The sequence below is a fragment of the Pseudoalteromonas sp. R86517 genome (assembly GCF_042466295.1).
GTDB classification, from domain to species: domain Bacteria; phylum Pseudomonadota; class Gammaproteobacteria; order Enterobacterales; family Alteromonadaceae; genus Pseudoalteromonas; species Pseudoalteromonas atlantica.
The window spans coordinates 1,221,924-1,238,091 of sequence record NZ_JAXHCB010000001.1 but is presented as its reverse complement, the minus strand read 5'-3'; the positions used below and the strand labels follow the sequence as shown (position 1 = coordinate 1,238,091).

Sequence of the window (16,168 nt, the reverse complement as noted above, 5' to 3'; positions counted from 1 at the left end):
TGTTCACCAACTATCAACGTTGTGCTAGTATTTGCGTTATTAAACTTAACATTTTTTTGAGAATTACTATGTTGTACATGATTTATTCAACCGACGTTGAAAACAGCTTACCGCTTAGAAAAGAAGCCCGCCCCGCCCACTTAGCACGTTTAAGCGAACTCGACTCTCAAAACCGTTTATTTGTTGCCGGCCCACTGCCTGCAATCGACAGTGAAGACCCGCAAGATGCTGGATTTACAGGTTCATTAGTCATTGCAGAATTTGATTCACTTGAAAAAGCACGTGAATGGGCAGCCTCTGATCCATACGTTGCAGCCGGCGTTTACGCAAACACCGTTGTAAAACCATATAAAAAAGTATTACCAGCGTAACGAACACCCTGAATTTAAAACGTTATTTAATTCAGGGTTGGTTCACTGCTAATTAATTAAGCTGGCGAACGTAAAAGCGCATATTGGACGTTTTTACTTGAGTTTTAGTAGCTTAGTTAATTAGAATAGCTGGGTTTGATCTAGGAGTTCCCGTCATGCGTGTATTATTAACCCTTGGTTTAATTGCCTGTATTAGCGTCAGTGGCGCCGTACACGCAAGTACGACTGTTACCAAAGCAGTTAAAAAAACTGAGATCAGCAAAAAGAAAGCCGTAATACTTGCAAAAGAAGAAACTGACGGTAAAACCTTAAAAATTACAGAACAAGCAAAATTTTATACTGTGCGTATACTCAAATCTGACGGCCACGTCGTTGATTTACATATAAATAAAAAAACCGGCGAAGTGAAAAAGGATTAGCAAATGCGAATTTTAGTTATAGAAGATGATTTACACTTAGCAGACAACCTACGTAATGCTTTAGAGAAAGAACGTTACAGTGTTGATTTATGTCACGATGGCGAAGCTGGCCTATTCCATATTACAGAATACCCGCTAGATATGGCGGTGGTTGATTTAGGCTTACCAAAAATTGACGGTATAGAGCTAATCAATAAAGCACGTGCACAAGGCGTGACGATCCCTATTTTAATCTTAACGGCGCGCGACCGCTGGCAAGACAAAGTTGAAGGCCTAGATGCTGGTGCCGACGACTACTTAACCAAGCCGTTTCATGTTGAAGAATTAATTGCGCGTTGTAACGCACTTATTCGCCGCAGTGCGGGTAAAGCAAACCCTGAAATGACAGCGGGTCCAATTAAAATTCATACTCGCTCACAACAAGTTTGGGTTAACGACAAAGAACTTAGCCTTACGGCTTATGAGTACAAAGTACTTGAGTATTTAATGGTTAACCCGCAAAAAGTAATTTCTAAATCAGAACTTACTGAGCACATTTACGACCAAGATTTCGATCTTGATTCTAACGTTATCGAAGTATTTGTACTTCGTCTGCGTAAAAAATTAGACCCTGAAGGCACATTAAACCCAGTAGAAACACTACGTGGGCGTGGTTACAGGCTTAAAAGTCAGTGGTAGCATCGCAAATATCGCTTAAAATAAGGCAAGGATTTATCCTTGTCTTTGTTTTATTGGTGGCACTGCCTATTTTGTTTTACTCGATTGGTAAAGCGTATTACGCCTCATTAGTCGAAACCACCGAAAAAAATCTAGAAGCCCACTTATACTCCCTTATTTCTGAAGTCGACTTTACTGAGCGCGGCATTATTATGCCCAGCACAATTTTAACGCCTGAGTTAAATAACTTAAATTCAGATACCTACGCCATGATTTACCGCGATGATGTACCTGTGTGGCACTCAGAGTCGGCTGTAAACGTAAACTTTAAACCCGAGTACATAGAGCCTAAAGCAGGTGCGGCCGACTTTAGACGTGTGGTTTACAACAATGCGGTTTACTGGCAATTAAGCCTAACGGTCATTTTAAATAATATTGACCAATCTGAGCAGGCACGTTTTATATTACTCAAACGAAACGATGCATTGCTAAGGTTAATGGATGGCTTTAAACAAACCTTAGTCGATTGGATGTTTATAATGGGTATTGCGATTGCCGGTTTAATGGCAATTGGATTTATTTGGAGCGGCCGGCCGTTACAACGCCTTGATAAAGAAATAAAAGCCATTGAGTCGGGCGATATTCAAGAAATTAAAGGCTTATACCCTGTTGAGCTGCAAACAATTAAATCAGACCTAAACTTATTACTAGAGTCGCAGCAACGTCAAAAAGAGCGCTACAGAGCCTCTTTAAGTGACCTAGCACATGCATTAAAAACGCCCCTTGCGGTATTAAAATCAAGCCCGCTTGCTAATGATGCCGATGCCCAAGAGCAACTTGATAGAATAAATGTGATGATCGAGCATCAGTTAAAACGTGCAGCTACTGGCGCCTCAGATACATGGAAAAAACAAACTCCAGTTAAACCTGTGGTTGATTCTATTTTAAGTGCAATGGCCAAGGTATACCGCGATAAAGACATTATATTTAATTGTACCGTGACCGATAAAGATTACTTTTTAGGTGACCAAACAGATTTAATGGAATTACTGGGTAATTTAATTGATAACGCCTGTAAAGCGTGTCGCTCGCAAGTAGAAATACAAGTTATTCAAAGTAAAACACTGTGCATAGGCATTAGTGACGATGGACCCGGTGTACCCGAGGATAAACGCGAGTCTTTATTAACCCGTGGTACCCGCCTTGATACTTATGAAAGCGGCCACGGTGTTGGCATGGCAATAGTCTCTGACTTGGTTAAATCTTATAACGGTCACTTAACGATTAATAAGTCGGACACCTTGGGCGGCGCACAATTTATTTTAGAGTTTAATTACAATGATAAAAAATAGCCTTTTAATCACACTTGCGAGCCTATTAGCCCTAAGTGCTAATGCCAGTGCCAGTGCCAGTGCGCAAGCACAGTGTACGCTTGAGCAAAACGCAACGCCAAGCCAAACTAAACGCTATACGCAGTGTTTAGACACCCAAATAAATCAGGCTAAATACAATCAGGGTACTTGGGTTCAAAAACGTAAATATGAACTCACTAAATTAGAAGAGCAAAGCGGAAATACGCAAATACTGATGTTGTTTAAGCGCAGCGTCGACAACCACCAAAAGTATATTGAAGCAAGCTGCCAATGGCGCTATATATTAAAACTGCCAAATGCCAGCCAAGCTGCTATTGATTACAAATTATGTGAACTTGCACTTATTGAACAGTTTACTCAAGTGCTTAAAAAGCCACTTTAAACGGGGATTAACACCCATAAAAAAAGCGATTAATACTGTGTATTAATCGCTTTTTTTGTATCAAATATTTAATCAAATACGCAATTTTAAGCTATGAAAACCAATTGATATTATTTATCGTCTATCGACTCTCCAGTACCAAGTAGCGTGGCAACCCAGCGCCCTTCATCACTTGCCTCTAGGGCTATTTTAACAATCATGGTAAGCGGTACCGATAGCAACATGCCTACAGTGCCTAATAACCAACCCCAAAATATTAACGACAAAAACACCACCAAGGTAGAAAGCCCAAGCCCTTTACCCATAAATTTAGGCTCTACAATGTTACCCATTACCGTATTAATAATTAAATACCCTGCACCGACAAGCCCGGCTGTTAATGGTCCTTGTGTAATGAGTGCTAACAATACGGCAGGTACTGCGGCAATAATAGAACCTATATTAGGAATATAATTAAACATAAAGGCCAACACGCCCCACAGCACAAAGTAGTCAACATCTAAAATCCATAAATAAAATGCTGCAATAATACCGGTGGCTAAACTCACCAATGTTTTAATTGCTAAATACGAATTAATAGAAACCAAAAAGCGGTCAATTTGCTCCATTTTTCTATCTGGGTCGGCAAGTGCCATATGAATTTTTTTGCTTAATGCAGGCCCTTCAAAAAGCATAAACACCACAGTTAAAATTATTAAAAACATGTTTGCCATTACGCCACCTAAGCCGGTAAGCATATTCGTGGCTACATCGACCATTTTACCTGGGTCAAACATAGAGAGAATTTGATCTCTATCGATTAAGATATTGTATTGCGATGCAAGATCGACCAGCCAAACAAACTCTTCTTGTAACTGGGCTTTATATTCAGGAAGTTGCTGAGAAAAGTCGTTAACTGATTGTCCTACAAGGCCGCCTAAGCTTACACCTAAGCCCACAATGATAAGCACCACAATAACAACAGAAACCCCTTTAGGGATCCGATAGCGGCCAAAAAATGTGATCAGCGGGTTGCATACAATGGCAATAAACGCCGCCAAAATAAAGGGAATAATAATAACACTTGCGGCCTTAATACCGGCTAATACAACCACCAGGGCTGCAAATATTATTAAGCTTTTATTTACGCCAGTTAAACTTGCCAACGCGCCAATCCTTTTCTTATGAAATTCGCTTTAGTGTAAGGCAAAAACTAATTAAATGAAATATTTACAAAGTGATCGTTGTTTTTTAGTTAACGTAATAATTTGCATTAAGATAATTTAAATAGTATACATTTTAAACAAATCGTACACTTAAAATTGGTAAGATTTTTATGCATATTTTTTTTACAGGCGCTACAGGCCTAATAGGTAAACACTTAACGCCTTTTTTGCTGCATCATCATAAAGTAACCGTACTGAGCCGAAATAAAACCAAAGCCCATGTATTGCTTGGTCATAATATTGATGTAGTAAGCACGGTTGATGAGGTTAATTTTAACCATGTAGATACTGTGATTAATTTAGCCGGCGAACCTATCGTCAACAAACGCTGGACGCAGGCACAAAAACAAACAATTAAAAACAGCAGAATAAACCTTACCACGCAAATCAGCGATGCTATTTTAAATTGCAGCACGCCCCCTGCTACATTTATATCTGGTAGTGCCATTGGCTATTATGGCCGCCAAGGCGATACCCCGGTAGATGAAGACACCGACGATGTAAATGATGAATTTAGCCATCAGCTATGTAAAGAGTGGGAGCATGCGGCACTAAAAGCGCAAAGTGATAAAACACGGGTGTGTTTATTACGCACGGGAATTGTACTTAGCAAAAACGGCGGCGCTTTAAGTAAAATGCTTCCTGCGTTTAAATTTTTTGCAGGTGGCCCCATTGGTGATGGGAAACAAGGTATGTCGTGGATTCATATTGATGACATGATCCAACTGATTTTATTTATTATAAAACACACGTCGCTTTGCGGGCCAATTAACGCCACTGCACCCACCCCTGTTAGCAATAAAGTATTCAGCAAAAGTTTAGGTAAAGCATTGTCTCGCCCTGCGGCCCTAACCATGCCAAGCCCTGTGTTAAAAGTGTTAATGGGTGAAATGTCTGATTTGCTCACTACTGGGCAGTACGTGATACCCAAAAAAGCGTTAGCGCATAATTACCGTTTTCATTTTACGGATATAGATTCGGCTCTAAGAAGTTTAATAAAGTAGGTGTATTCAGCATAGATACACCTACTAAAGGTTATAAAAATACTACTTTAAGCTAGGTTACTGTAATTAATATAAGCTTTAGTATCTAGTCTCCATTAAAATAGTCGTTTTATAATAAAAGAACCTTTCTATGCTGCACTTACCAACCGTTATTAGCCTTTCTTTTATTTTAAACCTTATAATTGGGCTGTATTTTATCTCTATTTATCAATATAAAAAACAATCTAGTTTTTTATATTTTGGCCTAGCTTGTACCACCTTTACATTCGCCATACTATGCGCAAGCTTACGCGTGATCATTGCATGGCCGTTTATTACCCATTACTTTGCCAGTCTATTTATTATTGCTTGCCCACTTTTTTTAATTATGGGATTAAAAGCACTCAGTCCTTTAAATAAAAGCATATGCAGGCAAGTTAGCTATTTGCTCATAGTGGCTGCGGTTTTTTTACTCGTAGTTTACAACACCGCAGCAGAGCAAGTATTGGTTAGTTTAACTGTGGCAGGGTTATTTTTGTATGCCTCGTATATTGTTTTAAGCACCCGCTTTATAGCAAAATTACAACAACGTATGCTACTGCTTTGCCTATTACTGCACGCACTCGTTATGCTAATACAGGGAGTTTTATTACTGTTGCCGTTTTTTACTGCGCTCAACTTTAATTTTGCCTCTGTTTTGCAATTTACCTTGGCTGTACACTTAATACTTGCCACTAGCGCCGCCCTATTGCTGCCTTTTTTAGTGTTTGCCAATACAGAGTATACGCTCAACTCCCTTGCTAATCGCGACCCATTAACCCAGTTATTAAATAAACGCGGTTTAAATGCAGTGGCCAATACGTTATTTAATAAAAATAATGCCGAGCATCCCCTTAGCATTATTATGGTCGATATAGACTTTTTTAAGCGCGTTAACGATGAATACGGACACGATGCAGGTGATGAGGCAATTAAATGGGTTTCGCAGCATATTGCAGCGCTTTTTTCTAACAGCGCAGTTACCGCACGTGTTGGCGGCGAAGAGTTTGCAATTTTACTAAGCCACTGCACTTTAAATGAGGCACAGTGCGCTGCAAACACCCTCAGAAAAAACATTAAAAACAAGCCCTTTAGCTATTACGGCAACACCATTTATTTAAGAATAAGCGCTGGAGTGGCATGCAGCGATACTCAAACAAGCTCTTTTAAATCGCTACTTAGTGCGGCAGATAAGCGCTTGTATATTGCTAAAACCACAGGACGCGACAAAGTTATATATGAATCTGCACAAAATCCTTTTATAAATAACAAACCGGTTTGCACATAAAAAAAGCCCTTCAATTGAAGGGCTTTGACATACACACTAAAACAAAATGATTACTGACATTTAAGCCCAGCAGAGTCTGCCTTATTAGGCACAAACTGAATGTTTGCTACCGACACTGAGGTTTTACTGCTTGCATGTAAACTAAACGGGCTTGTAAGGCTTGCAAAGTCTACGCCTTGGTTAGCAAAACAACGTAAGTCTACCGACACCGACTGCCATTTATTTTTGATTGATTGATCAACCATTTTACTCAAGGCAATCGCACCACCACACTCACCTGAACAAGTCATAGCAAGGTTTACATCATCGGTTAGTGGTTCATTAAGTTTAATATCAAAACTAATAACGCCATTAGCCTCTAAATACGTAATGGTATCTTCTGCAAAGCTTGTGACTATTTCAGCACTTGCCTTTTGCTCGCCACTAAAATTAAATTGGCGCGCGTCTTCTTGAACTGTTTTATCCTCAGTACGGTATTTAAGTGCACCTAGTTGATGAGTACTGCTTGATACATCTAATAGCTCATCGCCAGATTTAAGTAATAAACGCCACGGAGCAACCGGTGCGCCAACTAAAATATCCATACTAGTGAGTGCTGAGTTATCTAATTTAGAGTCTTCGTCTAAGTTATCAGCCAATACATTTTTATCGCCATAAGTTAAACCAAAGCCGTACGGTAATAATGGGCTGTAATCGTCATCGCCTTTATTAACCGTTGCTTGTACTGCTGTTTTAGGCCATGAAAACGAAAGCTTGCCGCTAAAGTCATGTTGAATGCTGCCATCTTTGCCTTTTAAAATAACATCGGCAATACCGCCGCCCTCTGTACCTGGCAGCCATGCTGCAACAAATGCATCTGAGGCATTTAATTCACTGTTAACCCACATAGGGCGACCCGAAATAAATACCGATACAACCGCAATACCCTGCTCTTTTAACGACTTTAATAACGCGAGCGATTTTTTATTACCGCGCTCAAATTCAAGGTTATCTCTATCGCCATGGCCTTCTGCATAAGGCTCTTCACCAAATACCACAACGGCTACATCTGGGCGCTGCTCATATGAGCCATCCACACTTAAAATGGCACGTCCACCCGCCTCAGTAATTTGTTTTTCAAGGCCTGCGTAAATAGACGTGGCACCAGGAAAATCAGCATTTTTGTTATTCGTCCCTTGCCAAGTAATACTCCAACCACCCGACTGCTTACCTATGTTATCGGCTCCATCGCCGGCAATTAGTACAGTTTGGTTTGCATCAAGAGGCAAAATATTGTTTTTGTTTTTAAGTAAGACAAGTGATTCACGAACTGCCTGACGCGCAACTTCGCGGTGCTGCTGCGCACCAATTAGCTCAGTTTTACCCGAAAACTGACGCTTAGCCGGGCTTGGTTTATCAAATAAACCGGCACGCAATTTAACGCGTAAAATTCTACTTACTGCATCATCAATGCGCGACATGCTGATTTCGCCAGCTTTGACTTGCGCTATGGTGTTTTCGTACAGCGGCTTCCAAGCGCCCGTTGGCACCATAAAAATATCAAGTCCCGCGTTAACAGCCTGTGCACAGCTTTCGTTTGTACAGCCTTCAATTTGGCCGTGGCCGTTCCAATCCCCTACCACAAAACCATCAAAGCCCATGCGGGTTTTAAGCACATCGGTTAACAAGTATTTATTGCCGTGGTTTTTAACCCCATGCCAGCTATTAAACGATGCCATAACCGACTGACTTCCCGCCGATAAGCCGCCTACATAACCTTGGGCATGTATATCAAACAAATCTTGCTCACTGTCGATATTATTACCTTGATCATCGCCATCAACTGTGCCGCCATCACCTAAAAAGTGCTTAACGGTACTAATAACACGTTTATCACTTAAAAAGTCGCCATCGGCCTTGCCCTGTAAACCATTTACAATTGCAGCTGAATAATCGCGTACAATGCGGGGGTCTTCTGAATAACCTTCATAGGTTCTGCCCCAGCGGTCATCGCGCACAACAGCCACTGTAGGTGCAAATACCCAATCAATACCCGTTGCCATTACTTCAACCGCAGTGATAGCTGCTATTTGCTCAATCAATGCAGGGTTGTTTGCCGCACCTAAACCGATATTATGCGGAAATAAGGTCGCGCCAATTACATTATTGTGACCATGCACAGCATCGGTGCCCCACATTGTGGGTATTTTACTGCCATCAATAGAGTCATCTACCGACGCCTGATAAAAATCTTCAGCCAGTTTTACCCAGTCCATTGGTGTTGCGTGTTTATCACCATTAGGAAAGGCACCGCCCCCATTTAGGTATGAGCCAAAGCCATATTTGCGCATATCTTCAACGGTAATATCACGAATTTCTGGTTGAATCATTTGAGCTACTTTTTGCTCAAGTGTCATCGTTTTTAAATAATCTGCTATTTTGGCTTCAATTTCTGGGTCTTGTTTTACGGCAATATTAAGTTTTGGCCAAATTTTCTCTGTTTTAGACAACGCATTATTAGCTTCAGGAGTGGTTGTCGCGTCATTTGAACAAGCCGCTAAAATGCCTAGTGATGCAATTAATGAGGCACGTGCTATTTTATTAAGTGAAAAAGGGGTTTTCATTATAGAGTCTCCTGAGCTTGAACTGGTTTGCTTCCGCTTAAACCATAAAACGCGATAAATAAGTAACAAAAAATAGGTAAAACATACGAAAGTTGAACACCCACACTATCAGCAAGTGCACCTTGTAAAAGAGGCACTATTGCACCCCCTACAATCGCCAAGCACAAAATACCAGAGCCTTGTGCGGTATGCTTACCAAGGCCATTTAACGCTAAACTAAAAATAGTTGGGAACATAATCGAATTGAATAAACCAACCAGTAGTATTGACCACATTGCTAATTGACCCGACGTGCTCATGGCAATAACCACCAAAATAATAGCCATACTTGCGTTAAAGCCAAGTACTTTACCAGCGGGTAATTTTTGCATTACCGCTGCACCAATAAAACGCCCCACCATAGCTCCGCCAAAATAATATGTGATGTAGTGAGCGGCAACATGCTCTTTTAAACCGGCAATATTTTCTTGTGCTAAAAAGCTAACTAAAAAACTGCCAATCGCAACCTCTGCACCTACATACATAAATATACCCACAGCACCGAGTGTTAGGTGGCGGTATTGCCATGCACTACCTTCAATTGTCTCTGACTTTTCAGCGGCTTCTTTTTGCTCATTCATTATGTCTGGCAATTTAAGCCATGCAAAAATACCGGCTAGTAAAATAAGCATGCCTGCTAATAGTAAATAAGGAAGTTGTACCGACTCTGCATTTTGTGCCGGTGTTAAAAACGCTTCAGAGGCAGAGTCAAGAATCAAAAATGCACCAAATGTAGGGGCAACCGTAGTGCCTAGCGCATTAAATGCTTGCGTTAAGGTAAGGCGAGAAGACGCCGTTTTAGGGGCGCCCAATAAACTTACATAAGGGTTCGCAGAAACCTGCAATAAGGTAATACCGCTTGCCAGTACAAATAAAGCAAACAGAAATACCGGGTAATTGTGTAGCGCCGCGGCTGGGTAAAAAAGTACACAACCACATGCCGCTATAAGTAACCCTACTACAATGCCTTTTTTATACCCTAATTTTTTAACTATATAGCCACTTGGCAGTGACATTAAAAAATAAGCGCCAAAAAAACAAAACTGAACCAGCATTGCCTGAACATAAGTTAGGTTAAACACCGCTTTTAAATGCGGGATTAAAATATCGTTTAAGCAGGTAATGAATCCCCACATAAAAAATAAAGTAGTTAAAGAAGTTAATGCAAAACCATAGTTTTTATCTTGGTAGTTTTGCGACTGTGTGTGTGTCGTCAGTGGTGCTGAACTGGCCATGGGCTCTCCGCAATTTATTATTATAAATTAATGCAAAAGTCGTTATTAAAAATTGCCGTGTAACCCAGCAACATTAAAGAGTTGACCTTCGTATCAATTAACACTAATCTAAAAATGTAAGCGCTTTCACGTGTAATTAAATACGAACATGTAACATATTTCAACAAGTTTTATTTTTTTATAAACGCGCCCTTACGCTTCATCGCAGTAAATACAGTGGCTATTTATGCATTTAAGGTTTAAAAAGGTTTGTTACTAATGACAAAATTATCGTTACCATCTCATTCACCTCTATTAACAAAAAACTTTGTTTATGGTGTGGCTACGGCATCATTTCAAATTGAAGGCGGGTATGAGCATCGCCTACCCTGTATATGGGATACCTTTTGCGATACACCCAACAAAATAGCCGACAGCTCAAATGGGCATGTTGCCTGCGATCATTACAACCAGTGGCAAAATGATATTGAATTAATAGACTCGCTTGGCGTAGATGCGTATCGACTTTCTATCTCTTGGCCGCGCGTTATTACCTTATCGGGCGAGCTAAACCCTGAGGGCGTAAAGTTTTATACTAATATTCTTAATGAGCTTAATAAGCGCAACATTAAAGCGTTTGTAACGCTATATCACTGGGATTTACCTCAACATTTAGAAGATAAAGGCGGCTGGTTAAATCGCGATACAGCTTATGAATTTGCTCGCTATGTAAAGCTTATTAGCCAAGCATTTGGCGAGCGGGTATTTTCGTACGCGACCCTAAATGAGCCATTTTGCAGTGCCTTTTTAGGCTACGAAGTAGGCATACATGCCCCAGGTTTAGTGGGTAAAGAGTACGGTAAAAAAGCAGCGCACCATTTATTGCTTGCCCATGGTTTGGCAATGGATGTATTAAAGCAAACCTCGCCTAATACTCAAAATGGTATTGTGCTTAATTTTACACCTTGCTACCCCTTAACGCAGTCAGCAGAGGATATAAACGCAGCTCGTTACGCCGATGATTATTTAAATCAATGGTATATGAAACCAATAATGGATGGCCAATACCCAGAAATTATAAAACAGCTTCCTAGCAATCAGCAGCCTGAAATCCACCCAGGCGATATGGACATAATTTCACAATCTATTGATTACTTAGGCATTAATTTTTATACGCGCCAAGTATACAAAGCGCACCCTAGCGATATATACGAGCCACTTGCTCCACAAGGCCCTTTAACCGACATGGGCTGGGAAATTTACCCGCAGTCGTTTAGCGATTTACTTGTAACGCTTAACAACACCTACACCTTACCGCCTATTTATATAACCGAGAACGGCGCGGCTATGCCCGACACCATAAAAAATGGCGAGGTAAACGATGTAGATCGCGTAAACTATTATCATAGCCACTTAAATGCCGTTCACGATGCCACAGCCCAAGGGGTTAATATTATTGGTTACTTTGCGTGGAGCTTAATGGATAATTTTGAATGGGCTGAGGGCTATTTAAAACGCTTTGGTATTGTTTACGTTGATTATAAAACTCAGCAACGTACTATAAAAGCCAGTGGCCAAGCTTATAAAAGCTTGATACAAAGCCGCAAATAGCCAATAAAAGCTATTCGATTAATCGCATAAATAAAAATCAAAAAGCGAGAACCTAACATCATGATAAGTGTAAAAGAAAAAATAGCCTATGGCCTTGGCGATACGGCAAGTAATATTATTTTTCAAACAGTTATGATGTTTTTAATGCTTTACTACACAGATGTAGTAGGGCTTTCTCCTGCGGTGGTAGGCTCCATGTTTTTAGTGGTTAGATTGTTTGATGCCATCACCGACCCAGTGATGGGCAACTTAGCCGATAAAACCCAGTCGCGCTTTGGCCATTTTAGGCCCTATTTATTGTGGCTTGCCCTGCCCTTTGCGCTTATTAGTATTTTAGCTTTTACCACGCCAGAGCTTGAAGGCACTGATAAAATTATTTACGCCTTTACTACCTACACCTTGCTTATGGTGGCGTATACCGCCATAAATATTCCTTATTGCGCATTAGGTGGCGTGCTCACTAACGATGTAAAAGAGCGTGTTAGCGTGCAATCGTATCGTTTTGTGTTTGGTATGTTAGGCGGCGTTATTGTTGCGGGCTGTACAATGCCAATGGTTGAATACTTTGGCCAAGGCGATAATGCCAAAGGCTACCAATACACCATGACAGCAATGAGCTTGCTTGGCTTAGTGTTATTTTTACTGTGTTTTTTTGGTACCAAAGAGCGCGTAGAGCAACCGCCTGAGCAAAACCTGTCGTTGTTTAAAAGTTTAAACACCTTGATTAAAAACGATCAATGGCGAGTCCTGTGCGCTGCCGCGCTATTTTTACTCACTGGCCAAGTATTACGTTTAACCTTAGGTGTTTATTACGTTAAATACTATTTAGGGCAAGAAAATTTAATTACCTCCTTTATGACCCTAGGAGTGGTTGCCAGTATGGTTGGGTGTGCGTGTGCTCAGCCGTTGGCTAAGCGATTTTGTAAAATAAAAGCCTATATTAGTTTGCAGTTAATCGCTGCGGGCATATGTATTGCGAGCTATTTTATCTCCCCTGATAATATTACCTTGGCATTTGCCGCCTTTATTTTGTGGAAGTTTTTTTTAGATATGGCCACCCCGCTACTGTGGGCAAAAATGGCCGACACCATAGACTACGGGCACCACAAAACTGGGGTAAGAATTACTGGCCTAGTATATTCGGGCGTTATATTTTTTATAAAAATGGGTGTGGCGTTAGGCGGTGCAATTGCAGGCTGGCTTCTCTCTTTTTATAATTACCAAGCGCAAACAATGCAGAGCCTTGATACGCAACAGGGTATTTTATTATCGTTTACTATTATACCGGCGTTTGGTTCTTTGTTTGTTGCATTTATTATGCGTAAATACACGCTCAATAACGCACAGTTAGCCTCTATACAGGCATCGCTAAAAACTAGTGCTAGTTAACATTTGGTGGGTACGGTATTATTTGCCCGCCAAAATAAAGGATATAAGTGAGTTAACAATAACATGGCCACAATTTATGAAGTGTCGGAGCTTGCTGGCGTATCGTTAGCTACAGTGTCACGGGTAATGAATAAAAACACCCGCGTAAGTGAAAAAACCACTAAAAAAGTACTCGATGCAATGCAGCAGCTGGGCTATAAGCCCAACTCTATTGCGCAATCGCTTGCCTCTAACAGAACCAACAGCGTGGGTATTTTGGTCTCAGAGCTTCATGGTCCTTTCTTTGCTCAAATGATGGCGGGCATCGAGTCAGCCCTGCGCGCTGCGGGTAAGCACGTTATTATTACCACCGGTCACAGTGAAGACGATAAAGAAAAAGACGGCATTGAATTTTTAATTAGCCGCAAATGCGATGCGCTAATTTTACATGTAGAGTCAGTCAGTGATGACTACCTAATTGAGCTAAGTAAAGGTAAAACCCCTATTTACCTTATTAACCGATACGTACATTCACTTGAAAGTAACTGCATTAGCCTAGATAACGAACTCGGCGGCTACTTAGCCAGTAAATCTATTGTTGAACAAGGCCACACAAATATAGCTTATATCGCGGGGCCGCAAGTTAAAGCCGATGCCAGAAACCGTTTAAAAGGACATAAAAAAGCGTTGCACGAAAAAAACATCCCCTTTAATGAGGCGCTGTTTTACGAAGGTGATTTTAACGAAATTGGCGGCAGCAAAGGCCTTGAAAAACTTCTCAATACACGTATTCCGTTTAGTGCTTTAGTGTGTGCCAACGATGAAATGGCATCAGGTGCTATGAAATACGCCCGAGAGCATGGCTTTAATTTACCAAACGATTTGTCTGTTATTGGCTTTGATAACGTTATATTTGCCAATTACCTCTACCCTACACTTACCACCATAGATAACCCAGTAGAAGAAATGGGTGAAATGGCTGCAAAAATGGTGCTACAAGATGTGTATCAGTATAAAAACTTACACATAAACCGCGTGTTTGAACCCACCCTTATAAAACGTGATTCAACCCAAACACTGCCAAAATAACGCATAAAAAAACGGCGCTATATTAAGCGCCGTTTTTTATTAAACCCCAGTAACTTATTTTGCTATCCACGGGGTTACTTTAACTACGTTTTCTATATCACCAAGCAGATTTACATCATCTTCCCAGTTATCCTGTACTGCAAAGTAGCAGATTGATTTTTCGCACTGTATATGTGGGTTATTAAAGGTCACAGGCTCTTTAAATGTTACAGCAACGCCTTTTTGCTCAGGCAATAAAAACCACATAAGCTTACTAACAAAAAAGCCCGATAAATCGGTTAAAAGTTCATCTAACTCGTTATTAATTGTGTACAACGAATCTTTAGTTAAGCTAAGCCCTTCAAATTCGCTGGCCTCAATTTGCAGTTTTAACTGACAATCGTGATCAGGGTTTTGTGGCTCTACAACAATAACGGCTTTATCCGTATCGAGCTGCTTATCAAACGGTAAAAGTAACTGTGCTTTATCGGTAAAGTTGAGCGGGTATTCGTTATTTTCAGTTAAAATTGTGCCGCTTTTAATAGCACATGCCTCGTTTGTGGCAATATCGCTAATGTAAAAGTTAACCCGTGCATACTGAAAGTCGCCCTTGTTAACCACTTTTAATCTATCGTAAAAGCCATCGTACGACATAACAAACTCTTTGGCATTGACGGTACTTGCCGCCAAACTTAATAAAATGAGTATGGCGTTAATATTTATGAGTCGTTTTTTATTCATCAAAGTAAGCTCTGTTTTGGTTAATCATGGTGTTTAGCTCTTCTATGTAGGCCTCGCCGCGCTCTGAGTACGACATTAAACCATGCGTTAGTGCCGTTGCTGCAATGGGCTTTTGCTGTTGTCGTAAATCTTCGCGTATCAGGCGTAAATCTTTGTAGGCATTATGCGTGTTTATATTTCTAAAATACGAGCTTACTGCTGCGCGTACCGACTTAAATGCAGCAACTTCGTGCGCCGCTCCACTATTGCGGCGTCTTGGCACCATACCGCACCCTTTTGAATAACACCATTGGCCAAAAAAGTTAAGCCCTATGCGTGCAAAGCGCGATGTACCCCACGCCGACTCATTCGCCGCTTGCATTAGCGCAAGCTCTTTAGGAATAATATCAACACGGCGCAGCGCTTGGCTTAAAATTAGAGTGTTTACTGTTTCAGGTAAGCCATAGGCTTTTAAAATATTAACGATGTCGCGCTGTTGTTTTTTCTCGAGCGGTTCGTTGTATTCAAGCATCATACGCGCAATTTCTAACTTAGCGCGTTGCTGTAATATTTTTTTATTTTCAGCCTCAACATGTGGGCGAATAAAATCAAAAAATGCCTGTTTTTTCTCTTTTACATCAGCAAATTCAGAAAATTTAGGTAAGGTAACATTGTGCAGGGGTTTTTCTTTTTTCTTTACTGTTTTAGGTTGTTCACCTGTGGTTTGTTCTTCAACCTCTTGCTCATTACTTTGCATAAACGGATATGCAAGCGCCCATAAAAAAAATACGCTTAGTAACAGCTTTAAAATGGTTTTTAGCATGTAGT

The 16,168-nt window shown here is 40.6% G+C and carries 15 protein-coding genes; 10 read left to right on the top strand and 5 right to left on the bottom strand.

All coding sequences use genetic code 11. The features are described 5' to 3' along the window. Window positions 1-68 precede the first annotated feature (68 nt). From SJY38_RS05520 to SJY38_RS05500, 5 genes are all read left to right on the top strand, one after another. Entirely contained in the window at window positions 69-371 is a 303-nt protein-coding gene (locus SJY38_RS05520; RefSeq protein ID WP_024033446.1) for a YciI family protein, read from the top strand. A gap of 155 nt (window positions 372-526) precedes the next feature. Further along, a complete protein-coding gene (locus tag SJY38_RS05515) occupies window positions 527-790 on the top strand; it encodes a PepSY domain-containing protein (RefSeq protein WP_121637587.1) in 264 nt (87 codons plus the stop codon). 3 nt (window positions 791-793) lie between these two features. Then, on the top strand, window positions 794-1,468 hold the full coding sequence (locus tag SJY38_RS05510) for a response regulator transcription factor (RefSeq protein ID WP_004586804.1): 675 nt from the start codon (window positions 794-796) through the stop codon (window positions 1,466-1,468). Then, window positions 1,462-2,799: an ATP-binding protein gene (locus tag SJY38_RS05505; RefSeq protein WP_004586805.1), complete on the top strand. Its 1,338-nt coding sequence runs from the start codon at window positions 1,462-1,464 to the stop codon at window positions 2,797-2,799. The genes SJY38_RS05510 and SJY38_RS05505 overlap by 7 nt, the downstream gene beginning before the upstream one ends. Next, window positions 2,786-3,202: a hypothetical protein gene (locus tag SJY38_RS05500; RefSeq protein WP_004586806.1), complete on the top strand. Its 417-nt coding sequence runs from the start codon at window positions 2,786-2,788 to the stop codon at window positions 3,200-3,202. The genes SJY38_RS05505 and SJY38_RS05500 overlap by 14 nt, the downstream gene beginning before the upstream one ends. Before the next feature lie 110 nt (window positions 3,203-3,312). Here the strand turns inward: SJY38_RS05500 and SJY38_RS05495 are convergent, their stop codons facing one another. Then, window positions 3,313-4,347, bottom strand: a complete 1,035-nt coding sequence (locus tag SJY38_RS05495; protein WP_024033443.1) for an AI-2E family transporter — start codon at window positions 4,345-4,347, stop codon at window positions 3,313-3,315. A gap of 170 nt (window positions 4,348-4,517) precedes the next feature. On the opposite strand from SJY38_RS05495, the gene SJY38_RS05490 reads away from it, so the two are divergent. Continuing rightward, on the top strand, window positions 4,518-5,411 hold the full coding sequence (locus SJY38_RS05490) for a TIGR01777 family oxidoreductase (RefSeq protein ID WP_286745238.1): 894 nt from the start codon (window positions 4,518-4,520) through the stop codon (window positions 5,409-5,411). 130 nt (window positions 5,412-5,541) lie between these two features. Further along, on the top strand, window positions 5,542-6,717 hold the full coding sequence (locus SJY38_RS05485; RefSeq protein WP_286745241.1) for a GGDEF domain-containing protein: 1,176 nt from the start codon (window positions 5,542-5,544) through the stop codon (window positions 6,715-6,717). Window positions 6,718-6,767: 50 nt separating this feature from the next. Here SJY38_RS05485 and SJY38_RS05480 read toward each other — a convergent pair whose 3' ends face one another. Continuing rightward, on the bottom strand, window positions 6,768-9,320 hold the full coding sequence (locus SJY38_RS05480) for an exo 1,3/1,4-beta-D-glucan glucohydrolase (protein ID WP_286745244.1): 2,553 nt from the start codon (window positions 9,318-9,320) through the stop codon (window positions 6,768-6,770). Beyond that, on the bottom strand, window positions 9,320-10,594 hold the full coding sequence (locus SJY38_RS05475) for a sugar MFS transporter (protein ID WP_024033438.1): 1,275 nt from the start codon (window positions 10,592-10,594) through the stop codon (window positions 9,320-9,322). The genes SJY38_RS05480 and SJY38_RS05475 overlap by 1 nt, the downstream gene beginning before the upstream one ends. Window positions 10,595-10,852: 258 nt before the next feature. Here SJY38_RS05475 and SJY38_RS05470 point away from each other — a divergent pair, with 258 nt between their 5' ends. From SJY38_RS05470 to SJY38_RS05460, 3 genes are all read left to right on the top strand, one after another. After that, window positions 10,853-12,184 (top strand): GH1 family beta-glucosidase, encoded by a 1,332-nt coding sequence (locus tag SJY38_RS05470; protein ID WP_288422404.1) that lies wholly within the window; start codon window positions 10,853-10,855, stop codon window positions 12,182-12,184. Between the two features lie 60 nt (window positions 12,185-12,244). Further along, entirely contained in the window at window positions 12,245-13,573 is a 1,329-nt protein-coding gene (locus SJY38_RS05465; protein ID WP_286744138.1) for a glycoside-pentoside-hexuronide (GPH):cation symporter, read from the top strand. Window positions 13,574-13,636: 63 nt separating this feature from the next. Beyond that, window positions 13,637-14,641 (top strand): LacI family DNA-binding transcriptional regulator, encoded by a 1,005-nt coding sequence (locus tag SJY38_RS05460; RefSeq protein ID WP_024033435.1) that lies wholly within the window; start codon window positions 13,637-13,639, stop codon window positions 14,639-14,641. Window positions 14,642-14,695: 54 nt separating this feature from the next. Here SJY38_RS05460 and SJY38_RS05455 read toward each other — a convergent pair whose 3' ends face one another. After that, window positions 14,696-15,361, bottom strand: coding sequence for a DUF2987 domain-containing protein (locus tag SJY38_RS05455; RefSeq protein WP_031289865.1), 666 nt, complete (start codon window positions 15,359-15,361; stop codon window positions 14,696-14,698). Beyond that, a complete protein-coding gene (locus SJY38_RS05450) occupies window positions 15,354-16,163 on the bottom strand; it encodes a glucosaminidase domain-containing protein (protein WP_256850276.1) in 810 nt (269 codons plus the stop codon). Before SJY38_RS05450 ends, SJY38_RS05455 begins: the two co-directional genes overlap by 8 nt. Window positions 16,164-16,168: the final 5 nt, after the last annotated feature.